Source organism: Sphingomonas sp. SUN039 (assembly GCF_024758725.1).
Taxonomy (GTDB): Bacteria; Pseudomonadota; Alphaproteobacteria; order Sphingomonadales; family Sphingomonadaceae; genus Sphingomonas_O.
On record NZ_CP096972.1, the window covers coordinates 2939496 to 2959906 of the forward strand.

The window sequence follows — 20411 nt, forward strand, 5'->3', positions numbered from 1 at the left end:
GGCCTCCTGAACTTATGTTGCAGTGCACAATATACCGCAACGAATCAGGATTGCAAGGGTTTTGTTGCACTGCAACATAAACGTTACGCCGCGCGCCCGCCCCCGCTCATCGATATGGGCGAACTTGATGAATTTAGCGCGCCTTGACGTAGCGTCCCGGCGCATCCTCGATGGCGGCGAGTTTGCCTTCGCCCGGTATCCGTGCGCCTTCCGCAGCCACTTCGCTTGCGCCGAAATCGCGGATCCAGGCGATCCAGTCGGGCCACCAGCTTCCTTTGACCTCGGTCGCACCGGCCACGAAATCGTCGAGTCCCGTCATCGGCCCGTCGATCCAGTGCTGGTACTTCTGCGCCGATGGCGGATTGACGACGCCGGCGATGTGCCCCGACCCGGCCAGCACGAAGCGCAACGGCCCGCGCAGGTGTTCGGTCAGCTTCCACACGCTTGCCAGCGGCGCGATATGGTCCTCGCGGCCGGACTGGATATAGGCCGGCGTCTCGATCTTCGTCAGGTCGATGCCTTCGCCCAGCGCCGATATCGCCCCGGGAACGACCAGCCGGTTGTCGCGATACAGGTCGGTCAGATAGGCCTTGTGCCATTTCGCGGGCAGGTTGGTCGTATCGCCGTTCCAGTGGAGCAGATCGAACGACGGATAGTCCTTGCCCAGCAGGTAGTTCTTGATGACCGTGTCCCAGATCAAATCCTTGCCGCGCAGCAGGTTGAAGGTCAGCGCCAGATAGCGACCGTCGAGAAATCCGCCCGACGACAGCTGCTCGATCATGGCGATATTGGCGTCATCGACGAAATTGAGGAGTTCGCCCGCCTCGCTGAAATCGACCTGAGCGGTAAAGAAGGTCGCGGACTTGACCTTCTTCGCTTTCCCCTTGGCCGCCAGCACCGCCAGCGTCGCGGCCAGCGTCGTCCCCGCCACGCAATAGCCGATGGTGTGGACCGACTTCACGTCGAGCAGGTCGCGGATCGTGTCGATGGCGTCGATCTGTGCGGCAATATAGTCGTCCCAGGTCACCTCGGCCATCGACGCATCGGCCGATTTCCAGCTGACCATGAACACCGTCAGTCCTTCGGCGACCGCCCAGCGGATGAAGCTTTTCTCGGGCGCGAGGTCGAGAATGTAGAAGCGGTTGATCCACGGCGGAAAGATCACCAGCGGCGTTTTCGCCACCGTCGGCGTCGTCGGCGCATATTGGATCAGCTGGTAGATCGGCGTTTCGTGGACGACCTTGCCCGGTGTCGTCGCGATATTGACGCCGACTTCGAAGGCGGTCGGCGACGTGTGCGTCAACTGGCCGCGCTGCATGTCGGTCATCAGATGCTGGAACCCGGCGGCCAGACTCGCGCCGTTGGTCTCCAGCGCCCGGTCGAGCGCGACCGGATTGGTGAAGGGCGAATTGGCCGGCGACATCGCCTCGACCAGCGTCCGCATCGCAAACGTCATCCGCGCTTTCTGGTCGGGATCGCCGGGGACATTGTCGATCGTCGCCATCATCGTTTCGGCCATGATCGCATAGCCCTGCCGCATCAGGTCGAAGACGGGATGGTCCCATTCGGGCGCGGAGAATCTCTTGTCACGCGGATCGACCTTGTCACGGTTTGCCTCGGCAACTGGCTTGAGGATTGCGCCCCAGCCGTCGAGGATGGCGCGGACGCCGGACTTCAGATCGGGGGCAGATGCCCCGGTTGTTTCGGCAATCGGTGCCGGATTATCGGCCATCGGCGACTCCTCGTCCTTGGCGTTCCATACGGGATTCACGTTCGCGCGTGAATGGCGTAAGGAGCATCGTCGAAAGGGAGAATAATGTCCGACGAATTCTACCGCATGAAGCGCCTGCCGCCCTATGTCATCGCCGAAGTCAACGCGATGCGGGCAGCGGCACGTGCGGGCGGCGAGGACATTATCGACTTGGGCATGGGCAATCCCGACCTGCCGCCTGCGCCGCATGTTATCGCCAAACTGGTCGAGGTCGCGCAGAAACCCGACGCGCACGGCTATTCGGCATCGCGCGGCATTCCGGGGCTCCGCAAGGCGCAGGCGAATTACTACGCGCGGCGATTCGGGGTCGATCTCGATCCCGAGAGCGAAGTCGTGGTGACGATGGGGTCGAAGGAAGGGCTCGCCAGTCTCGCCACCGCGATCACCGCGCCCGGCGATGTCGTGCTCGCGCCGAACCCCAGCTATCCGATCCACACTTTCGGCTTCATCATTGCCGGGGCCACCATCCGCAGCGTGCCGACCACCCCTGACGAACGCTATTGGGAGGCGCTCGACCGCGCGATGAAATTCACGGTGCCGCGCCCGTCGGTGCTCGTGGTCAACTATCCGTCGAACCCCACGGCGGAGACGGTCGGCATCGATTTCTACGAGCGCCTCGTCGCCTGGGCACGCGAGAACAAGGTGTGGGTGCTGTCCGACCTCGCCTATTCCGAGCTCTATTACGACGGCTGCCCCACCACCTCGATCCTGCAAGTGAAGGGTGCAAAGGACGTTGCGGTCGAGTTTACCAGCCTGTCGAAAACCTATTCGATGGCGGGTTGGCGCATCGGCTTCGCGGTCGGCAACAGGAAGCTGATCGCGGCGATGACGCGTGTGAAATCCTATCTTGATTACGGCGCGTTCACGCCGATTCAGGCCGCCGCCTGCGCCGCGCTCAACGGCCCGCAGGACATCGTCGAGACGAACCGCGAGCTGTATCACAAACGCCGCGACGTGCTGGTCGAAAGCTTCGCGCGCTCGGGCTGGGACATCCCGCCGCCGCGCGCGAGCATGTTCGCCTGGGCGCCGCTGCCGCCTGCGGTCGCGCATCTCGGCAGTCTGGAATTCTCGAAGCAGTTGCTGACGCATGCCGGAGTCGCGGTCGCGCCCGGTGTCGGTTACGGCGAGGACGGCGAGGGCTTCGTCCGCATTGCGCTCGTGGAAAACGAACAACGCATCCGCCAGGCGGCGCGCAATGTACGGAAATATCTGGCGAGCATGGGCGTGAATACCGGCGCGCGGACGGCGTAGGTTTGCGGTTGATTCCGACTTGGCGTATTAAATGCCTATGGAAATCCCCGGCTATCCTCGATTGAGCGCAGACCCTGCCGTATGCGGGGGAAAGCCGTGCATCAAGGACACCCGTATGCGCGTCGTCGATATCCTTGGCGCGTTGGCCGCCGGGGATAGCGCCGACGAGATCGTGGCTGATTTTCCCTATGTCGCGCACGAAGATATCAAGGCCTGTTTGGCTTATGGCGCGGAATTGAGCAGCCACCCGTTCGCAATTGCAGCCGAATGAGATTGGCCGGACTGAGCGTTTGAACTTCATCGTCGACGAACAACTTCCGCCGGCACTTGCCCGCTGGATTGGTGAGCAAGCCGATTGCACGGCATCGCATGTGTTCGACCACGGATTGAGGTCGAAGCCGGACGACTTCATCTGCGAAATGGTGCGGGCAACGGAAGCCGTATTGGTCACAAAGGACGACGATTTTGTCGTATTATATGGTGCCTCGGTCGAACGCGTCGTCTGGGTCCGATGCGGCAACCTCGCAAATGCCAAACTGCTCGCCTTGTTCGAATTGAATTGGACGCGGGTCGTGAGCGAGCTTGAAGCGAGAAATCTCGTGGAGCTTCGCTGATGGCACGCGCCGATTTCGCCCACCATTGCCGGTTCCGCGTCCGTTGGGGCGAAGTCGATCCGCAGGCGGTCGTCTTCAACGCGCGCTACCTCGACTATGCCGATGTCGCGGTCACCGAATATTGGCGGGCGATCCGTGCGGCCGGCTTGTGGAACGACGCGCCGGTCGAATGCCATGTCGCCAAGGCCGAGGTGAATTTCCGCAAGCCGATCCTCGCCGATGAGGAAATTGATGTGATGGCGCGCACCCCGCGCTTAGGCACGACCAGCATGACGACCCTCGTCGAAATCCATGGCGCGGGAACGGGCGACGATCTGCGCGCCAGCATCGAACTCGTTGCCGTCCATATCGACCTGTCCGACCACCGCCCGCGCCCTCTGCCCGACAGCGTCCGCACCGCGCTGGCGGCCTTCGATGCGAGGGCCGGCGCATGAACGACCTGCTTAACGGGTCCGATATGGCGCGTACGATCCAGCTCGCGATTGCGCCGGTTTTCCTGCTCGCGGGGATCGGGGCGTTCCTGAATGTGATTGCCGGACGGCTCGCCCGCGTCGTCGACCGGTCGCGGGATATCGAGGCGCTGCACGGCGCGGCGCGCGGCGCGGAACGGGTCCGCCTCGTCGAAGAACTGCGCGTCATCGAAAAGCGTATGAACCTCGCCAGCCGGGCGATCTATCTCGGGACGGCCAGCGGTCTCGCGGTCTGCCTGCTGGTCATCACCTTGTTCGTCGGCGAGCTGATCGATTTCAATCTGGGCGATGCGATTGCGGTATTGTTTGTCGTCGCCATCGCGCTGCTGGCGAGCGCGATGGTGTTGTTCCTGCGCGAGACGCGGATCGCCGTCGCGGTGCTGCACGTCCGCGAGGAATTGCTCGAGCTGGAAGGGGAGATCGCCGCCGATCAGCGGCGCGGCGGATCGAGCGTCGCCGATACTGTCCGCGCGAAAGTCGGTTTGGGGAAAGGTCCGCGCACCCGCTCATAGGCATCGCCCGCGTTGAGCAGCGCGCCCTCGCTCCACGCCGGACCCATGAACGACAGCCCGACCGGCAGGCCCATCACCTGTCCCATCGGCACGGTCAGATGCGGATAGCCCGACATGGCGGGGAGCGAGGAGGCACTCGGTCCTTCGGCTTGATCGCCCTGCACGGGGTCGATCATCCAGGCGGGGCCCTGCGTCGGTGCGACGAGCAGCGCGACCTTGTTATCGGCCATCAGCCGGTCGAGCACGCCCCGCGCGCCGTCGCGCGACAGTTTCAGCGCGGCGAGATAGTCGGGATCGCTCAATCCCTTGGTCGCCTGTGCCTTGATGAAGGTTTCCTGTCCGAAGAACGGCATCTCTTTCGCGGCATGGTCGCGGTTGAAAGCAATCAACTCGGCGAGCGTCCGCGTTTTCACCGTCGTCGGCGTCGTCGCGAGGTAGGCGTCGAGATCGACCTTAAGCTCGGTGTAAAGGACCAGCCCTTCGGCCTTCCCCAGCCCCGGTGGCACATCGACCCTGGCGATATCGACCAGCACCGCGCCCGCACCCGCGAGCTTCGCCAGCGCGGCTTCGAACACCGCCTTCACCGCCGGATTGTCGCCGACCTGACCGCGCAGGACGCCGATCCGCACGCCCGCAACACTGCCGGTCAGCGCGGCGGCATAGTCGGCCTTGCGCGTGTCGGCCTGTGCGGTCGCCGTATCGGCGGCGTCGCTGCCCGCCATCGCCGTCAGCATCAGCGCGGCGTCGCGCACGCTCCGTGTCATCGGTCCCGGCGTATCCTGCGAATGGCTGATCGGCACGACATGCGTGCGCGACACGAGGCCGACGGTCGGCTTCAGCCCGACAATGCCGTTGATCGACGCCGGACAAACGATCGACCCGTCGGTCTCGGTGCCGACCGCGCCCCATGCCAGGCCCGCCGCAATCGCCGCTCCGCTGCCGCTCGACGAGCCACATGCCGTCCGGTCGAGCGCGTAAGGATTGCGGACGATGCCGCCGATCGCGCTCCACCCGCTCATCGACCGGCTAGATCGGATGTTGGCCCATTCGGACAGGTTGGTCTTGCCGAGGATCAGCGCCCCGCCGCGCCGCAGTCGCGCGACCAGCGGCGCGTCGCGGTTGGCGAAATTGGCAGCAAGCGCCATCGACCCCGCCGTGGTCGCCATGCGGTCCTTCGTTTCGATATTGTCCTTGATCAGAATTGCCTTGCCATGGAGCGGCCCGCGCGTGGCCTCCCGGTCCAGTGCCCGTGCCTGCGCCCGCCAGTCGGGGTTGACCGCGATGACGCTAATGAGGCGTGGTCCTGCCCTGTCGATCGTGGCGATGTGCGCGACATAGGCGGCGGCCTCGCGCTCGGCTGTGGGCGGGCCTGCCAGCGCCGTCCCCGAAAGCGTCAGCGCCATAGCGGCCAGCAAAACTCGCTGCATTTTCAGTCCCCTTTGCGCCCAAGTCTGGCCGGTTCCAGTGACAGGGTCTAGGGGGCGCGACATGACAGTATTTACCCCCTTGATCGAAGCCGTCGGCTGGGCCGGAGCGCTGCTCATCCTTGCCGCCTATATCCTGCTCTCGACCGGCAAGCTGGACGGCAGGTCGCGCGCCTATCAGTGGATGAACGTCGCGGGTGCCGCCGGGTTCGTCGTCAACAGCGGCTGGAACGGCGCGCTGCCTTCCGCTGTCCTCAATATCGTCTGGATGGGGATCGGATTCCTGACATTATGGCAGATACGCAAATCGACCCGCCCGACCGGCTGATCTTCATTTACAACGCCGATGGCGGCATCGCGCAGGCTATCATGGATTCGGTGCACAAGACGCTGTCGCCGTCGACCTATCCGTGCAGCCTGTGCGCGATCACCTATGGTGCTTTCACGATGGACCCGCGCTGGCGGGCGTGGCTGAAGGCGCTGCCGGTGCCGAGCATGTTCTATCACAAGGACGATTCGCCCTATCGCGACCTCGCGTTACCCGTGGTGCTCGTCGAGCGCAGTGGGCAGGTTGAAACATTGGTGTCGGCGGAACGGCTGGACCTGCTGTCAACCGTCGATGCCCTTATCGCCGAGATCGAAGCCCGGTTGCAGAAGTGATGCCCCTCGCCGAGCGTTAGCGAGAACGGCGGTCAGATTGTGTTGCTTCTCGCTTCGCTCGAAGGAGCACCTCGCTGGCGCTCGGCGAAGAAGTTACTCAGCCGACCCGTTCGCGCACCACGGCGAGGCCCAGTTCGGGATAATACGCCCGCGCGCCCTCGGGCTCCGCGTCCGCCTTCACCACCGCCAGACGTCGGTTGACCTTGCTGCGGTGATGCATCCGCGCTGTGTTTTCCTGGCCCACATAACAGCCCTTGGTGAAGCTCACGCCGTTCTGCTCGCGGGCATTCGCCTCCAGCCACAGGGTCGCATCGCTGCCGAGTTCCGCCAGCCCTTCGACGATCCCGTGCGACAGACGATGCGCGTGCCAGCCGGTCACAGGAGAGTCGGGCGGCCCGATCCAGCGGCGACCCAGGCGCGCATCGCGCGGGTCGGGGACGCCGCTTGTGCCATCCTGTGCCCAATGCACTGCGAGCGCCGGATCGATCTCTATCGTGACCGGCAGCCGTAGCCGGTACATCTTCAGCCGTCGCGCCAGTGCCTCGGCTTGCGTCGCTTCGCAATCGACCAGCACATCGTCGCCGTCGGCCCAAACGATAAAATCGAACAGCGCCTTGCCCTGCGGTGTCAGCAATCCCGCCCAGACCGGCAATTTGCCCGACACGTCATTTGTGACGAGGCCTTGCAGGAAATCACGGACGCCCTCGCCCGACAAACGGATCAGGGCGCGGTCGGCCAAAGTCGTTGGCAAAGTCGGGGGCAGGGTGGTCGATGTCATTCGGCCAAGCTAGGGACTCGCCGACCAATACCCAAGCCGGAGTTGTCGTTGACCGACCGCATCACCATCCGCCGCCCCGACGACTGGCACGTCCATCTGCGCGATGGCGAGATACTGGCGTCGGTCGCGCCCTATACCGCCGCACAGTTCGCGCGCGCCATCGTCATGCCGAACCTGTCGCCGCCGGTGACGACGGTTGCCGCTGCCGAGGCGTTTCGGGCGCGGATCATGGCGGCATTGCCGACCGACACCGATTTCGAACCGCTGATGACCTGTTACCTGACCGACAGTTCGGATGCCGGGGAGATCGTGCGCGGGTTCGAAACCGGCGTCTTCGCGGCGTGCAAACTCTACCCCGCCCATGCGACGACCAATTCGGCGCATGGGGTTACCGATATCGCCAACATCCGGGGCGTGCTGGAAGCGATGCAGAAGGCGGGGATGCCGCTGCTGATCCACGGCGAAGTCACCGGGCACGACGTCGATGTGTTCGACCGCGAGGCGGTGTTTATCGACCGCATCTTCGCGCCGCTGCGCCGCGATTTTCCCGCACTCAAGACCGTGTTCGAGCATATCACGACAAAGGAAGCCGCCGATTTCGTGGTGGCGGGCGATTTGACGCTCTCCGCCACGATCACGCCGCAGCATCTGCACATCAACCGCAACGCGATGTTCGACGGCGGCCTCCGTCCGCACGCCTATTGCCTGCCCGTCGCCAAGCGCGAGGTTCACCGGCTGGCGCTGCGCGCGGCGGCGGTATCGGGATCGTCCAAGTTCTTCCTTGGCACGGACAGCGCGCCGCATGCGGTCGGCGTGAAGGAATCGGCCTGCGGCTGCGCGGGTATCTTCAATGCGCCCTTCGCGCTGGAGAGTTACGCGACCGTGTTCGATGAGGAAGGCGCGCTCGACCGGTTCGAGGGCTTCGCGTCGCTCCATGGTCCGGCGTTTTACGGGCTGCCGGTCAACGAGGGGACAGTGACGCTCGAACGCCGCGCCGTGACCGTCCCCGAACGGCTGCCGCTGGTCGGGACGGAAATCGTGCCGTTCCATGCGGGGCAGACGCTGGGCTGGCGTATCGTTTGACCGGTACGGAAACCAGCGCCGCAGGCATTGGCCGCGCTGACAAATCGGAAAAACGGTTCACCCGAAGCCCCGAAGACTCCCCAAGCGCGGTGTCTTTGGGGCTTCGGGTGAACCTAATCGCTTGTCTATCGAATTGGGTTGAGGTCTGCAGCGCTGAGCCGTGCCTCGTTCAGCGCGGGGCGCCGACTCCGGGCAATTGTCCCTGTGCCTGCATCGCCTGCATCTGCGCCTGCAATTCGGCCTGGTTCTTGAAATCGATCATGTCGACATCGAACACCAGCAGCGAATTGGCCGGGATCGCATCGCCCTGCGCCTGTGCGCCATAGCCGAGCGTCGGCGGGATCCAGATGCGATAGGTCGAACCGCGCGGCATCAATTTGAGCGCTTCGGAAAAACCGGCGACGACGCCGGTTACCGGGAACGGCGCGCGCTGGGCCTGGTCGAAGACCTTCCCGTCGCGCAAGCTGCCCTTGTAATTGACCAGCGCCACATCGGCGTCGGTCGGGGTCGCGCCGCCCTCACCCTTTTTGATAACCTGGTACTGAAGGCCGCTCGCCGTCGTCACGACACCGGGGCGCCCCTTGTGCCAGGCGAGGAATTGCTCGGCGGTTCCGGCTTCGGCAACAGTCTTGGCCGTACCGGTCCACGCCAGCACGATGCCGAACAATGCCGCGACCGCGATCGCACCGACCAGCCACACCAGCCAGCTACGCTTGGTGGGCGCGATCGGGACCGCGGTCACTTCGGACATTTATTTAACGCCGTCGCGCTCGAGGCGCTTGCGGTCCATCTTGCGGGCGCGGCGGACAGCGGCGGCACGCTCGCGCGCACGCTTTTCCGACGGCTTTTCATAGTGCCGACGCAGCTTCATCTCGCGATAAACGCCTTCGCGCTGAAGCTTCTTTTTCAGCGCCCGAAGCGCCTGGTCGACATTGTTGTCGCGCACCATGATCTGCATAAAAAACCGACGGCTCCGTAACTGGAATAGAGAATCGCCCGCCGGTCACGGCAGGTGAAGAGCGGCGCGCGTAGCAGCGGAACGGCTGAAACTCAAGCCTAGACGCAAAAACGGGGCCCGGCGTTCCCGAATTGGGGGGGTGGAGAACGCCGGACCCCACCGATGCGGGCAGGAGGATTAAGCCCGCAAAGCCTTTACGGCAGCAGCACCGAATCGATGACGTGGATGACACCGTTCGACTGCATGACATTGCCGATGGTGACATGGCTCATGCCGCCCTTGGCATCGGTCAGCATCAGCGTCTTGCCCATCATGCTGGCGGTCAGGGTGCCGCCGTTGACCGTGGTCAGCACGGCCTTGCCGCCGCCTGCCTTGATCGCCTTCATGATATCCATGCCGGTCATGCGGCCCGCAACGACATGATAGGTCAGGACCGCGGTCAGCGTGCCCTTGTTCTCGGGCTTGACCAGCGCTTCGACTGTCCCGGCCGGGAGCTTGGCAAAGGCGGCATTGGTCGGCGCGAAAACGGTGAACGGGCCTGCGCTCATCAGCGTCTCGACAAGGCCCGCAGCCTTGACGGCGGCGACCAGAGTCGTGTGGTCCTTCGAATTGACGGCGTTCTCCACGATGTTTTTCGTCGGGTACATCGCGGCACCACCGACCATCGGGTTTTTCATCATCGGCTTGGCAAGCGCGGGGCCGGACAGCGTTGCGAGCGCGAGCGCGGCGACGCCAGCGCGGAACAGGGTCTTCATGGGGGATACTCCTCGAAATCTAGCGGCAGCCTCTGGAGGGCTACGGGGCAGATACGAAGGAGACGCCCATCCGGACGCATCCGATGAAAATCAAACGCGAATAATCTTTCCGCTGGCGACAATCGGGCCCTGCGCGCTGCCGGTGGGCGAACCGCCCTTGGCCTCTTGCGAGATCGCAAACGTCGCGCCGACGCCGACGAGAGCCGCGCTGTTGGGGCCGGGCATTATCCAAGTTGTGGCGCGGTCGGCGTCGATAACGCCCATCGAAACCGGCACGGTTGCCCCGGCGGGAATGATCCACAGCTCGGCATCCCCTTTGCCGGGATCCAGCTTAACTGGCGTGACAAGCATACGCCGTGTTCCAGACTCATAGGCAATTGTCACTGCCATGCCGCGCTCACCCGATAGACTAGCGACAATCGGCGCGGGTGGTTCCGAAACCGAAGCTGGCACGGACGCAGGCAGCGGCGCAGGTCCGGGGCGCAACGCAATCACGGCCAGCAAGGCCGCCGCGACTGCACCCATGCCGCCCGTCGCCCATTTCCACGGGCGCGCCGCATCGGGGGCATTGTCATTGACGCCCAGCCGCGTTTCGACGCCGCGCCAGACATGAACGTCGGGCTCGGCGACGGCCTCGTCGGCAAGCGGACTGAGCTGATCGCGCCACCACGTCACGCGCAGGCTGAGCGGCGCGTCGGTCTTCATCCGCAGTTCCGCTGCCGCCGCTTCCTCCGGCGAGAGAAGCCCGAGCGCATATTCGGCGGCGAGGATATCGTCGTCCGGATTCACGCCAGACAATCCTTCAACTTCATCAGTGCGCGGCGGATGCGGCTCTTGACAGTACCCAGCGGCATCGCGGCGCGGTCGGCGATGTCGTTATACGTGGCCCCTTCGAAAAAGGCGGTGCGGATCATGGTGGCATCCCCCGAAGCCAGTGTCTCCATACAGGTCGCGATCCGCGCGCGGTCGTCCGCCGCGATCAGGCAGGCCTCGGCATCGGGCGTGTCGTCGGCGACGTCATACGCCGCCTCGATCGGCGCAGTCAGCCGCTTGCCCGACGCGCGCAACCGGTCGATCGCGCGGTTGCGCGTCAACGTCACCAGCCAGGTGATCGGGCTGGCGCGCGCGGGATCGAAGCTCCCCGCCTTTTGCCAGACATTGACGAATGCGTCCTGCAACGCGTCCTCCGCATCGGATTTCTCGGGGAAGATACGCAGGCACACGCCAAAGAGTTTCGACGAGGTCCGGCGATAGACCTCCTGAAGCGCGGCGCGGTCGCCTTCGGCAACACGGCGCAGCGCCGCAGACAGGGCTGCACGCTCTCCGTCCCTGGTTATCGAGGCAATGTCCTTGGTCAGACCAGCTCCACGGCCATCGCGGTCGCTTCGCCGCCCCCGATGCATAGCGAGGCGACGCCGCGCTTCAAGCCACGATTGCGGAGTGCCCCGAGCAGGGTGGTCATGATCCGCGCACCGGAAGCACCGATGGGGTGGCCGAGCGCGGTCGCGCCGCCGTTCACATTGAGCTTGTCGTCGGGGATGCCCAGTTCCTTGGCCGCGATCATAGCGACCACGGCGAACGCCTCGTTCACTTCGAACAGATCGACATCGTCGACGCTCCAGCCTGCCTTCTCGAGTACCTTGCGGATGGCAGGCACCGGGGCAGTGGTAAATTTCGACGGCTCGTGCGCGTGGGCGGCATGGGCGACAACGCGCGCCACAATCGGCAGGCCCTTGGCCTCAGCCACGCTCTGGCGGGTCAGGACTAGTGCCGCCGCGCCGTCGCTGATCGAGCTGGAATTCGCCGCCGTGACGGTGCCGTCCTTGGCAAAGGCGGGCTTGAGCGTCGGAATCTTGTCGGGGCGCGCCTTGCCCGGTTGTTCGTCGGTATCGACCATCGTGCTGCCGCCGCGTGCCTGCACCTCGACGGCGACGATCTCGCCCGCGAACGCGCCCGATCCGATGGCGGCGTTGGCGCGGTCGAGCGAACGCAGCGCATAGCCGTCCTGCGCCTCGCGGGTGAATTGGTAATCGCGCGCCGAATCCTCGGCGAACGCGCCCATCAGCTTGCCGGGATCATAGGCATCCTCGAGGCCGTCGAGATACATCGAGTCCTTGACCGCATCATGCCCGATCCGCGCGCCGCCGCGGTGCTTGGTCAGCAGATACGGTGCGTTCGACATCGACTCCATGCCGCCCGCGACCACCACATCCGCCGTCCCCGCCGCCAGCATGTCGTGCGCCATCATCGCGGCCTGCATGCCCGATCCGCACATCTTGTTGACGGTGGTCGCGTTGATCGACAGCGGCAGCCCGGCCCCCAGTGCCGCCTGCCGTGCCGGGGCCTGCCCCAAACCGGCGGGCAGGACGCACCCCATCACGATCTGGTCGACATCGACGCCCGCAACGCCTGCGCGCTCGATCGCGGCTCTGACCGCAGTCGCGCCGAGGCTGGTGGCGGCAACGCTGCCGAGCGCGCCCTGAAAACCGCCCATGGGGGTACGGGCGTAGCTGACGATGACGATTGGATCGGTCACGATGAACTCCGGTTGCACAGGCGGATCGCTGCCCTGTGCTTGGCGTCACCGGTTAGCCGCAAGCGCGCCCCTGCGACAAGCCGCGTCCCACCGATATCGCTACACCGCTTCCAGCGTCCGCCGCCCGGGGCGCACCCGCATCCGCTTCGATTCTTTGGTTCCGCGCGACAGGTCGAGGACGGTATCCATGAACACCCATTCATTGGTCGCGGCCTGCGGGGTCAGCGACAGGCGCATATAGCCGCGATTCGATGTATCGACCCAGCGCAGCTCCGGATTCGACGCGTTCATCAGCGCCGCCGCAACTGTTTTCGGGTCGATGCCCTTGGTCGACTGTTCGAAACCCGGAGAGGTCACGCTGTGGCCGCCGAATTCGACCCCCGCCGGTTTGCCGCCTTCGGGCAGATCATAGGCCCAGCCATTATGGCTATCCCCTGTCACCACCACGAGGTCGCGTCCGTGCCGCTGCGCCGCGCCCAATAGCCGCGACCGTGCCGCCGGATAGCCGCCCCAATTGTCGAAATTGTATGGCAGGCCGGCTTTCGCCGCCGTCACCCCGGTTTTCACATAGTCGCGGTTGCGCTGCGGCGAATCGGGCGAAATCGTCGCCATCGCGGTCTCGGGCAGATAGTTATACCCCATGTTCGTGCCAACGCCGAGCACCGACCACAACGCCTTTTCCTGTGCAAACCGGTGGTACAGCCAGCTTTCCTGCTCGGTCCCGAGCATCGTCATTGCCGGATCGCGCCACGGCCCGTCATGGAATTCCGCAAAGGCCTTTGCCGGATCGGCCGCACGCATGAAACTGCCAGCGTCATAGGGCTTCGACCGCGCAATCATGCGCGTGTCGGTGCGGTAGTAGGTCGCCAAGTCGCCGATCTCGTATGTCTTCCACGGCTGCTCGCCGACCGGCAGCCATTCGCGCCACACCTGCATCGCGGCAAGCTTGCGGTTGGTCCAGTCGCCCTCGTCGGCCTGGTGATTCTGCGCACCGCCTTCCCAGCTATCGTTGGCGCCTTCATGGTCGTCGGTGTTGGGGATCATCGGATAGGCGGCGTGCAGCGCCTGCAATTGCGGATCGCTGCGATAGCTGGCGTAGCGCAACCGGTAATCGGCGAGGTTCAGGATTTCGCCTGCCGGAAAAATCCGCTGCGCGAATTTGGTGCCGCTGTCATAACCACCGCGCGCATATTCGTAGAAATAATCGCCCATGTGGAGGACAAGGTCGATGTCGTCGCGCGCGGCCGCATGGCCATAAGCGTTGAATTCGCCATAGCCGAGGTTGGCGCACGAAAAGATCGCGATATCGAACTTCGCCGTCTTGCCGACCGGCAAGGTCTTTGTGCGCCCGACCGGCGAGATCGCCCCGTCGGGGCCGATGAAGCGGTACCAGTGCCATTTGCCGGGGGCGAGGCCATCGACCGTGATCTTGACCGTATGGTCGCGCCACGGCCCGGTCACCATCTGCCCGCCACCGACGACACGCGCGAAGTCGCGGCTCTCCGAAATCTCGACACGCACCTTGGCCGGGCCACCGGCTGCGGGCACGTAGCGCGTCCACAGCAGCACCGAATCGGGTCCGGGTTCGCCGCTTGCGACATTGTGGGTGAAACCGGTCAGCCCCAGCAACGCCTGCGCCATCGCCGCACCGCCGGGCAGGATAAGGCCCGCAATGCCGAAGCCGGCGGTAGCGAACAACTGGCGGCGGTCGATAAGCTGGTCGGCAATGCGGATCATGGCAATCTCCCCTGCTGCGCCGCTGTGCGTCGAATGTGTCCGGCACATGACGCTAACCCGGGAAGAGTTTCACGCAAAGGCGCAAAGAAGAAGGAAAAGGCGCGAAGGGATTGGACCCATCCTCGTCATTCCCGCGAAGGCGGGAACCCAACTCCTGCTGCCCGTTCAGGAGTTGGGTTCCCGCCTTCGCGGGAATGACGAGAGATATGCGCTCTACTTGGCGCCTTCCCTTCTCCTTTGCGCCTTTGCGTGAAACCGGTCCGCTGCTTCACCGCGACTGCAAATTCGTAGCGCGCTCAAGCCGCCTTCGCGTCAATCGCCCGCGCGCGCCGCCTTTGCACCGATGACCCCAGACCGATGGCTTCGCGGTATTTCGCGACCGTCCGCCGCGCCAGGTCGAACCCCTGTTCCTTGAGCAGATCGACCAAAGTGTCGTCCGACAGGATCGCGTCGGCGGCCTCTTGCGCAATCAGCGTCTTGATAGCTGCCTTCACCGCCAATGCCGAGGCATTTTCGCCGCCGTCCGCGCTCGCAATGCCGCTGGTGAAGAAATATTTCAGCTCGAACACGCCGCGCGCGCAGCTCAGATATTTGTTGCTGGTCACGCGGCTGACGGTCGACTCGTGCAGGCCGACGGCATCGGCCACCGTCCGCAGCACCAGCGGGCGCAGATGCGCGACGCCGTGAAGGAAGAACGCTTCCTGCTGCTTCACGATTTCGGCGGTCACGCTGACGATGGTGCGCTGGCGCTGGTCGAGCGCCTTGACCAACCAGCTCGCGTTGGCGTGCATGTCGGCGACCCAGGCCTTGGAGGCCTTGTCCTTGGCGCCCGCCGCCAGCTCGGCGTGATAGCGCCGGTCGACGAGCACGCGCGGGAGCGACCCCGAATTGATCTCGACCTGCCAGCCCTTTTTGCCTTGCGAGACATAGACATCGGGTGTCACCGATTCGATGCGCGACGATCCGAAGCGGCAGCCGGGCTTCGGGTCATAGCCGCGCAGCTCGCGGATCATGTCGGCCATGTCCTCGTCGTCGACGCCGCACATGCGCTGCAATTGCGCGATGCGGCCCGCCGCGAGCAGTTCGAGATTGTCGATGAGCACGGCCATGCACGGGTCGTAGCGGTCGGCCTCCTTTGCCTGCAGCGCGAGGCACTCGGACAAGGAGCGCGCCCCGACCCCGGTGGGGTCGCAGTTCTGTACGGCGCCCAACACCGCTTCGACCTGTGCCAGCGGCACGCCCAAACGGTCGGACAGGTCGCGGAGAGTTTCGGTGAGATAGCCCGCATCGTCGAGCGCATCGACGATGACCCGCGCAATCGCCAACGCTGCGCCATCGAGCGTCATGCCGAGCTGGGCCATCAGATGGTCCGACAGCGTTTCCTCTGCCCCTGCAAAACTGTCGAAATCCACGTCTTCGCCCGAAGCGCTGCCGCCAATGCCGCTGTCGGCGGCGCTGTCGTGGTGAAAGGTGTCGGCGGCGAAATCGGCGTCGAGCGGCGCGTCGGTGTCGCTTTTGCCCGCCAGCATCAGCTCGTCGGCTGTGGCGGGATCGGGCGCGGGTTCGTCGCCGGTTTCGCGGTCCGCGGTCACGCGCACGTCCTGCTCGCCGACTTCGAGCAGCGGGTTTTTCTCGACTTCCTCGGCAACGACGCTTTCGAGTTCGAGGTTCGACAGCGCGAGCAGACGGATTGCCTGCTGCAACTGCGGCGTCATCACCAGCGATTGGCTTTGCCGCAGTTCGAGGCGCGGACCCATGCCCATGGCGCTAGAGCGAGAAACTCTCGCCCAGATACAGGCGACGCACGTTCTCGTCGGCGACCAGCGCTTGTGGCGTACCCGCAAACAGGACGCGACCGTCATAGATGATGCAGGCGCGGTCGCAGATATCGAGCGTCTCGCGGACATTGTGATCGGTGATCAGCACCCCGATGCCGCGCGATTTCAGATCGACGATCAATGCGCGGATGTCGGCAATCGAGATCGGGTCGATTCCCGCGAACGGTTCGTCGAGCAGCATGATCGAGGGGTCCGCCGCCAGCGCCCGGGCAATCTCGCAGCGCCGCCGCTCGCCCCCGGAAAGCGCCGTCGCCATCGAATCGCGCAAACCGTCGAGGTGGAATTCGCCGAGCAATTTGTCGAGCCTCGCCGCACGCACCGCCTTGTCGGGCTCGGCAAGTTCAAGCACCGACATGATGTTCTGCGCGACCGTCATGCCGCGAAAGATCGAGGTTTCCTGCGGCAAATAGCCGAGGCCCATCACCGCGCGGCGATACATCGGCAGGCCGGTGATCTCCGTCCCGTCGAGCGTGACGCGACCCGAATCGGGCTTCACCAGCCCCATGATCGAATAGAAACACGTCGTCTTGCCCGCGCCATTGGGGCCGAGCAGACCCAGCACCTCGCCGGGGCCGACCGACAGCGACACGTCCGACAGGACGACGCGGCGGTCGTAGGATTTGGCAATCGACACGACTTCGAGCCCCGCGCCGCCGGTACCGTGGTTCAGGCCGTCTGTGGGCCGCTCAAGAGTGTCAGCGTCGGACATTACAGCTCCGTCAGGTCGCAGCCCGTGGTTAAAGGAAGGTTACGATTGCCGCAATTGGCAGGATAATTGCATAACGGGGACGGCGGATTGCGCCGAAGCGGTCAGTTGTTGCGCTGGGGAACGCTGAAGCGACCGGTGACCCGCCCGCCGGTGCCACCGGTCACGCCCGGGGTGCCGCCCGACGACCGCCCGTCGACGATCGAGCGACCGCTGGCCAGATCGATGACCAGCCGTCCGCCGCGCAGGACGTTCGATCCCTGGTTGAGCGTCACCCCGCCGATCATCGTAATCAGGCGGCGGTTGAGGTCGTAGCTCGCGAATTCGCCGCTCGCGGTTTCGCTCGCGCTCCGCACGACGACGCCGCCCGAGGCATCGAGACGCTGCACGGTCGGGTTCCCCGAGGTGATCGCGCCGGTATAGGCGACTGTCAGCCGCGCGGCGTCGAGCGCGAGACCGCCCTGGCGCACCTTCACATTCCCGGCGAGCACCGCGCGGTCGGCGCGGTCCTGCACTTCGATGCGGTCGGCCTCGAAATCGACCGGCGCGTTCGAATTATGGTTCTTGATCCCCTGCGCCGAGGCAGGAGTTGCGACCAGCAGGGCAAGCGCGAGCAAGGCTTTCGACATCATCACCGCGCTCTGATCGCGCCTTGCACAATATGCAAGCGCGCACGACCGCCCAGCGTCACTGTCCGCGATCCCAGATCGGCGCGGATATTGCCGGCGCTGAAATTGCCGAGCGGCATCTGGCCCGTGACCGGCGACGCGCTCGACAGCTGGCGGGTGTTGAGGTCCGCCCCGACGTTGCTGGTCGACAATTTATATCCGTCTGCGGAGGAATAGGTCAGCGGCCCGTTTACATCGAGCTTTTCCGAATCGAGATTGTAGCGCGCCTGCGGGGCGACGATGGTCGAGGGTCCGGTCGCGCTCGCCAGTTCGGCCGACAGATTGCCGAGCTGGACGACGGGCACTTTCGACGTCGCCTGCACTGCCGATCCGGCATTCAGGGTAAAGCCCTGCCCCTTGTCGTCCTGCCCGCGATATTGCGCCTGTGTCACCCGCAGCCGTTCCTTGGCCATCGCGACGCGGTCTTTCGACAGGACGAAGCTCACTTCGGCCCGCTGGGTCAATGGCGCAATCGCAAGGATCGCGGCAAGTGCCCCGACAAAGGCGGGCAGCGCCACGCGGGCGACGCGCACATTGCGGTCGTGGCTGCTGCCGGGACGTGCCCAGCGCATTCGCTGGTCGCGTTCGAGGCTGGCGGCTTCAGACATGGGCGAAAATGTCGATTTCGGGCCAGCCGATCAGGTCGAGCCGGGCGCGGTGGGGGAGAAAATCGAAACAGGCCTGCGCGATTTCGGCGCGCCCTTCGCGCGCCAGTCGCACGTCGAGTTCGTCGCGCAGCCGGTGGAGATAGCGCACATCGGACGCGGCATATTCCTTTTGTGCGTCGGTCAGCACCGGCGATCCCCAGTCGGACGACTGCTGCGCCTTCGACAATTCCATGCCCAGCAATTCGCGGACGATCTCTTTCAGGCCGTGCCGGTCGGTATAGGTCCGCACCAGCCGCGAGGCGATCTTGGTGCAATAGGCGGGCGCGGCCACGATGCCGAGATAGGCCTCGATCGACGCCAGATCGAAGCGCCCGAAATGATAGAGCTTGAGCCGCGCCGGGTCGGCCAGGACAGCGCGCAGATTGGGTGCGGCGAAATCGCTGCCCGCACCGAAGCGCACGAGATGCTCGTCGCCCTGCCCGTCCGAAATCTGGACGACGCACAGCCGGTCGCGGCCCGGGTGCAGGCCCATTGTCTCGGTATCGACCGCCACGGGCCCCGGTGCGAGCACACCGGCGGGCAGGTCTTCTTCATGGCAATGGACGGTCAAGCGCGGCGCTCCGTTACGGGTTGCGGATGGCATTTGCATTGCCCGGTCCCTCGCTGCAAGCTCCGTGCTTCGACTTTCAGGGGGAAAAGACCATGGCCAGCAACCCGCCCGGCGGTTTCGACTTCAACCGGCCGACCATCATTGCGCTGCTCTATCTCGCCGGACTGGTCACAGGCATTACCGGGCTGGTCGGCGTGGTGCTCGCCTATGTCTGGCGGAACGAGGCCCATGAGCCATGGGAAGCGACGCACTACACCTATCTCATCCGCACCTTCTGGATTGCGCTCGCCGCGTCGGTCGTCGGCGTCATTACCTCGATCATCGGGATCGGCATTTTGCTGCTGATTGCAGTCACCGTCTGGGTCGTGGTCAGGTCGATCGTCGCATTGCTCAACGCCCAGAAACGCATCGCGATGCCCGATCCGGCGACCTTCCTGATCTAGGCGACCGTTATTGCGGCTAAAACCGCTCGCAGATTGCCCCGTTTTACATTACGCCACGGAACTGGCGTAAAGCGATTCGCGCCCGAGAGGCCTGTGTCCGTCGTCCTGGGCATGGATTTTTCGTTGAACGATGGCGGGCGAGTTACAGGAATACGGATTCAGGCATGAGTTTCGACAAGGGACGCCGCGGCGATCGCGGCGGGCGCGGACGCGATAAGTTCGGTGATGATAATTTCGGCGGCGGTGGCAGCAGCTACGGCGGCGGGGCAGGCGGCGGTGATCGTTTCGGCGGTGGCGGCGGTGGCGGCTATAACAGTGGCGGCGGTTACGGCGGCGGCGGCGGCGGCGGTGGCGGGTTCCGCAGCGGCGGCGGTGGCGGCGGGTTCAGTGGCGGCGGCGGCGCACCGCGCGGCGGGATGCCTGCCCAGGTCGTCGGCGAAGGCACCGGAGTCGTCAAATTCTTCAACGCGCAAAAGGGCTTCGGCTTTGTCGTGCGTGACGATGGGGCCGAGGACGTGTTCGTCCACATCTCCGCTGTCGAACAGGCGGGCCTTGCCGGGCTGGCCGAGGGTCAGCCGCTCGGCTTCACGCTCGTCGATCGGGGCGGGCGCATTTCGGCGACCGAGCTCAAGATCGACGGCGAACCGATGCCGGTCACCGACCGTGGCCCGCCGCGCGACCGCGATGCGGGTCCGCGTCCGGCGGGCGGCGGCTATGGCGGCGGTGGCGGCGGCGGTGGTCCGCAGCGCGAACTGACCGGCGAAAAGGCGACCGGCACGGTCAAGTTCTTCAACGCGATGAAAGGCTTCGGCTTCATCCAGCGCGACGACGGACAGCCCGATGCCTTCGTCCATATATCGGCGGTCGAGCGCGCGGGGATGAGCACGCTCAACGAAGGCGACAAATTGTCGTTCGAACTCGAAGTCGATCGCCGCGGCAAGCATGCCGCAGTGAATCTAAACCCGGGCGAATGATTTGAATACGCCGTC

General features: G+C 64.8%; 25 protein-coding genes. 10 read left to right on the top strand and 15 right to left on the bottom strand.

The window, feature by feature from the left end:
- Nucleotides 1-133: 133 nt before the first annotated feature.
- A complete protein-coding gene (locus M0209_RS14460; protein ID WP_408988238.1) occupies nucleotides 134-1732 on the bottom strand; it encodes a PHA/PHB synthase family protein in 1599 nt (532 codons plus the stop codon).
- 84 nt (nucleotides 1733-1816) lie between these two features.
- Here M0209_RS14460 and M0209_RS14465 point away from each other — a divergent pair, with 84 nt between their 5' ends.
- The 5 genes from M0209_RS14465 to M0209_RS14485 are packed head-to-tail and all read left to right on the top strand — an operon-like array spanning nucleotide 1817 to nucleotide 4618.
- Nucleotides 1817-3022: an LL-diaminopimelate aminotransferase gene (locus tag M0209_RS14465; RefSeq protein WP_258888984.1), complete on the top strand. Its 1206-nt coding sequence runs from the start codon at nucleotides 1817-1819 to the stop codon at nucleotides 3020-3022.
- A gap of 37 nt (nucleotides 3023-3059) precedes the next feature.
- Nucleotides 3060-3293: a DUF433 domain-containing protein gene (locus M0209_RS14470; RefSeq protein ID WP_258888985.1), complete on the top strand. Its 234-nt coding sequence runs from the start codon at nucleotides 3060-3062 to the stop codon at nucleotides 3291-3293.
- Between the two features lie 19 nt (nucleotides 3294-3312).
- Nucleotides 3313-3636: a DUF5615 family PIN-like protein gene (locus tag M0209_RS14475; protein WP_258888986.1), complete on the top strand. Its 324-nt coding sequence runs from the start codon at nucleotides 3313-3315 to the stop codon at nucleotides 3634-3636.
- Nucleotides 3636-4070: a thioesterase family protein gene (locus M0209_RS14480; RefSeq protein WP_258888987.1), complete on the top strand. Its 435-nt coding sequence runs from the start codon at nucleotides 3636-3638 to the stop codon at nucleotides 4068-4070. The genes M0209_RS14475 and M0209_RS14480 overlap by 1 nt, the downstream gene beginning before the upstream one ends.
- On the top strand, nucleotides 4067-4618 hold the full coding sequence (locus M0209_RS14485) for a DUF2721 domain-containing protein (RefSeq protein WP_309547069.1): 552 nt from the start codon (nucleotides 4067-4069) through the stop codon (nucleotides 4616-4618). The genes M0209_RS14480 and M0209_RS14485 overlap by 4 nt, the downstream gene beginning before the upstream one ends.
- Here the strand turns inward: M0209_RS14485 and M0209_RS14490 are convergent.
- Nucleotides 4537-6045 carry an amidase gene (locus M0209_RS14490; RefSeq protein ID WP_258888988.1) on the bottom strand — a complete coding sequence of 503 codons (1509 nt, stop codon included), beginning with the start codon at nucleotides 6043-6045 and terminating at the stop codon, nucleotides 4537-4539. The two genes, M0209_RS14485 and M0209_RS14490, sit on opposite strands and share 82 nt — an antisense overlap.
- 61 nt (nucleotides 6046-6106) lie before the next feature.
- Here M0209_RS14490 and M0209_RS14495 point away from each other — a divergent pair, with 61 nt between their 5' ends.
- Together M0209_RS14495 and M0209_RS14500 are read left to right on the top strand one after the other, a co-directional pair.
- Nucleotides 6107-6370 (top strand): CBU_0592 family membrane protein, encoded by a 264-nt coding sequence (locus M0209_RS14495; protein ID WP_258888989.1) that lies wholly within the window; start codon nucleotides 6107-6109, stop codon nucleotides 6368-6370.
- The gene (locus tag M0209_RS14500; protein WP_258888990.1) at nucleotides 6334-6702 is read left to right on the top strand and encodes a hypothetical protein; all 369 of its coding nucleotides are present in this window, start codon (nucleotides 6334-6336) and stop codon (nucleotides 6700-6702) included. The genes M0209_RS14495 and M0209_RS14500 overlap by 37 nt, the downstream gene beginning before the upstream one ends.
- A 97-nt stretch (nucleotides 6703-6799) precedes the next feature.
- On the opposite strand, the gene M0209_RS14505 is transcribed toward M0209_RS14500, so the two are convergent.
- The gene (locus M0209_RS14505; protein ID WP_258888991.1) at nucleotides 6800-7480 is read right to left on the bottom strand and encodes a folate-binding protein YgfZ; all 681 of its coding nucleotides are present in this window, start codon (nucleotides 7478-7480) and stop codon (nucleotides 6800-6802) included.
- A 48-nt stretch (nucleotides 7481-7528) separates the two neighbouring features.
- On the opposite strand from M0209_RS14505, the gene pyrC reads away from it, so the two are divergent.
- Complete coding sequence (pyrC, locus tag M0209_RS14510) at nucleotides 7529-8563, top strand: dihydroorotase (RefSeq protein WP_258888992.1); 1035 nt, start codon at nucleotides 7529-7531, stop codon at nucleotides 8561-8563.
- Nucleotides 8564-8732: 169 nt separating this feature from the next.
- On the opposite strand, the gene M0209_RS14515 is transcribed toward pyrC, so the two are convergent.
- The 12 genes from M0209_RS14515 to M0209_RS14570 form a co-directional block, all read right to left on the bottom strand.
- Entirely contained in the window at nucleotides 8733-9314 is a 582-nt protein-coding gene (locus M0209_RS14515) for an FKBP-type peptidyl-prolyl cis-trans isomerase (protein ID WP_258888993.1), read from the bottom strand.
- Entirely contained in the window at nucleotides 9315-9521 is a 207-nt protein-coding gene (gene rpsU, locus M0209_RS14520) for a 30S ribosomal protein S21 (protein WP_258888994.1), read from the bottom strand.
- Nucleotides 9522-9715: 194 nt separating this feature from the next.
- Nucleotides 9716-10276, bottom strand: coding sequence for a fasciclin domain-containing protein (locus tag M0209_RS14525; RefSeq protein ID WP_258888995.1), 561 nt, complete (start codon nucleotides 10274-10276; stop codon nucleotides 9716-9718).
- Between the two features lie 90 nt (nucleotides 10277-10366).
- Entirely contained in the window at nucleotides 10367-11065 is a 699-nt protein-coding gene (locus M0209_RS14530; RefSeq protein ID WP_258888996.1) for an anti-sigma factor domain-containing protein, read from the bottom strand.
- Nucleotides 11062-11679 carry a sigma-70 family RNA polymerase sigma factor gene (locus M0209_RS14535; RefSeq protein ID WP_258888997.1) on the bottom strand — a complete coding sequence of 206 codons (618 nt, stop codon included), beginning with the start codon at nucleotides 11677-11679 and terminating at the stop codon, nucleotides 11062-11064. Before M0209_RS14535 ends, M0209_RS14530 begins: the two co-directional genes overlap by 4 nt.
- Nucleotides 11631-12815 carry an acetyl-CoA C-acyltransferase gene (locus M0209_RS14540; protein WP_258889656.1) on the bottom strand — a complete coding sequence of 395 codons (1185 nt, stop codon included), beginning with the start codon at nucleotides 12813-12815 and terminating at the stop codon, nucleotides 11631-11633. The genes M0209_RS14535 and M0209_RS14540 overlap by 49 nt, the downstream gene beginning before the upstream one ends.
- A 96-nt stretch (nucleotides 12816-12911) precedes the next feature.
- Entirely contained in the window at nucleotides 12912-14549 is a 1638-nt protein-coding gene (locus M0209_RS14545) for an alkaline phosphatase (RefSeq protein ID WP_258888998.1), read from the bottom strand.
- A 296-nt stretch (nucleotides 14550-14845) separates the two neighbouring features.
- Nucleotides 14846-16312, bottom strand: a complete 1467-nt coding sequence (rpoN, locus tag M0209_RS14550; RefSeq protein WP_258888999.1) for an RNA polymerase factor sigma-54 — start codon at nucleotides 16310-16312, stop codon at nucleotides 14846-14848.
- A 4-nt stretch (nucleotides 16313-16316) separates the two neighbouring features.
- Nucleotides 16317-17096 (bottom strand): LPS export ABC transporter ATP-binding protein, encoded by a 780-nt coding sequence (gene lptB, locus M0209_RS14555; protein ID WP_258889000.1) that lies wholly within the window; start codon nucleotides 17094-17096, stop codon nucleotides 16317-16319.
- Nucleotides 17097-17197: 101 nt separating this feature from the next.
- The gene (locus M0209_RS14560) at nucleotides 17198-17722 is read right to left on the bottom strand and encodes an LptA/OstA family protein (RefSeq protein ID WP_258889657.1); all 525 of its coding nucleotides are present in this window, start codon (nucleotides 17720-17722) and stop codon (nucleotides 17198-17200) included.
- A gap of 2 nt (nucleotides 17723-17724) precedes the next feature.
- Entirely contained in the window at nucleotides 17725-18369 is a 645-nt protein-coding gene (locus tag M0209_RS14565) for an LPS export ABC transporter periplasmic protein LptC (protein ID WP_258889001.1), read from the bottom strand.
- Entirely contained in the window at nucleotides 18362-18979 is a 618-nt protein-coding gene (locus tag M0209_RS14570) for a ribonuclease D (protein WP_258889002.1), read from the bottom strand. Before M0209_RS14570 ends, M0209_RS14565 begins: the two co-directional genes overlap by 8 nt.
- 92 nt (nucleotides 18980-19071) lie before the next feature.
- On the opposite strand from M0209_RS14570, the gene M0209_RS14575 reads away from it, so the two are divergent.
- On the top strand, nucleotides 19072-19422 hold the full coding sequence (locus M0209_RS14575; RefSeq protein ID WP_258889003.1) for a hypothetical protein: 351 nt from the start codon (nucleotides 19072-19074) through the stop codon (nucleotides 19420-19422).
- Nucleotides 19423-19586: 164 nt separating this feature from the next.
- Complete coding sequence (locus M0209_RS17385; RefSeq protein WP_309547070.1) at nucleotides 19587-20396, top strand: cold-shock protein; 810 nt, start codon at nucleotides 19587-19589, stop codon at nucleotides 20394-20396.
- The last annotated feature ends 15 nt before the right edge of the window (nucleotides 20397-20411 follow it).

Excerpts from the sequence above, each read along its gene's own strand:
- M0209_RS14460 (WP_408988238.1), bottom strand. The coding sequence starts at position 1,732 with ATGGCCGATAATCCGGCACCGATTGCCGAAACAACCGGGGCATCTGCC.
- M0209_RS14465 (WP_258888984.1), top strand. The coding sequence starts at position 1,817 with ATGTCCGACGAATTCTACCGCATGAAGCGCCTGCCGCCCTATGTCATC.
- M0209_RS14470 (WP_258888985.1), top strand. The coding sequence starts at position 3,060 with ATGGAAATCCCCGGCTATCCTCGATTGAGCGCAGACCCTGCCGTATGC.
- M0209_RS14480 (WP_258888987.1), top strand. The coding sequence starts at position 3,636 with ATGGCACGCGCCGATTTCGCCCACCATTGCCGGTTCCGCGTCCGTTGG.
- M0209_RS14485 (WP_309547069.1), top strand. The coding sequence starts at position 4,067 with ATGAACGACCTGCTTAACGGGTCCGATATGGCGCGTACGATCCAGCTC.
- M0209_RS14490 (WP_258888988.1), bottom strand. The coding sequence starts at position 6,045 with ATGCAGCGAGTTTTGCTGGCCGCTATGGCGCTGACGCTTTCGGGGACG.
- M0209_RS14495 (WP_258888989.1), top strand. The coding sequence starts at position 6,107 with ATGACAGTATTTACCCCCTTGATCGAAGCCGTCGGCTGGGCCGGAGCG.
- M0209_RS14500 (WP_258888990.1), top strand. The coding sequence starts at position 6,334 with ATGGCAGATACGCAAATCGACCCGCCCGACCGGCTGATCTTCATTTAC.
- M0209_RS14505 (WP_258888991.1), bottom strand. The coding sequence starts at position 7,480 with ATGACATCGACCACCCTGCCCCCGACTTTGCCAACGACTTTGGCCGAC.
- M0209_RS14515 (WP_258888993.1), bottom strand. The coding sequence starts at position 9,314 with ATGTCCGAAGTGACCGCGGTCCCGATCGCGCCCACCAAGCGTAGCTGG.
- rpsU (WP_258888994.1), bottom strand. The coding sequence starts at position 9,521 with ATGCAGATCATGGTGCGCGACAACAATGTCGACCAGGCGCTTCGGGCG.
- M0209_RS14525 (WP_258888995.1), bottom strand. The coding sequence starts at position 10,276 with ATGAAGACCCTGTTCCGCGCTGGCGTCGCCGCGCTCGCGCTCGCAACG.
- M0209_RS14535 (WP_258888997.1), bottom strand. The coding sequence starts at position 11,679 with ATGCATCGGGGGCGGCGAAGCGACCGCGATGGCCGTGGAGCTGGTCTG.
- M0209_RS14545 (WP_258888998.1), bottom strand. The coding sequence starts at position 14,549 with ATGATCCGCATTGCCGACCAGCTTATCGACCGCCGCCAGTTGTTCGCT.
- rpoN (WP_258888999.1), bottom strand. The coding sequence starts at position 16,312 with ATGGGCATGGGTCCGCGCCTCGAACTGCGGCAAAGCCAATCGCTGGTG.
- lptB (WP_258889000.1), bottom strand. The coding sequence starts at position 17,096 with ATGTCCGACGCTGACACTCTTGAGCGGCCCACAGACGGCCTGAACCAC.
- M0209_RS14560 (WP_258889657.1), bottom strand. The coding sequence starts at position 17,722 with ATGTCGAAAGCCTTGCTCGCGCTTGCCCTGCTGGTCGCAACTCCTGCC.
- M0209_RS14565 (WP_258889001.1), bottom strand. The coding sequence starts at position 18,369 with ATGTCTGAAGCCGCCAGCCTCGAACGCGACCAGCGAATGCGCTGGGCA.
- M0209_RS14575 (WP_258889003.1), top strand. The coding sequence starts at position 19,072 with ATGGCCAGCAACCCGCCCGGCGGTTTCGACTTCAACCGGCCGACCATC.
- M0209_RS17385 (WP_309547070.1), top strand. The coding sequence starts at position 19,587 with ATGAGTTTCGACAAGGGACGCCGCGGCGATCGCGGCGGGCGCGGACGC.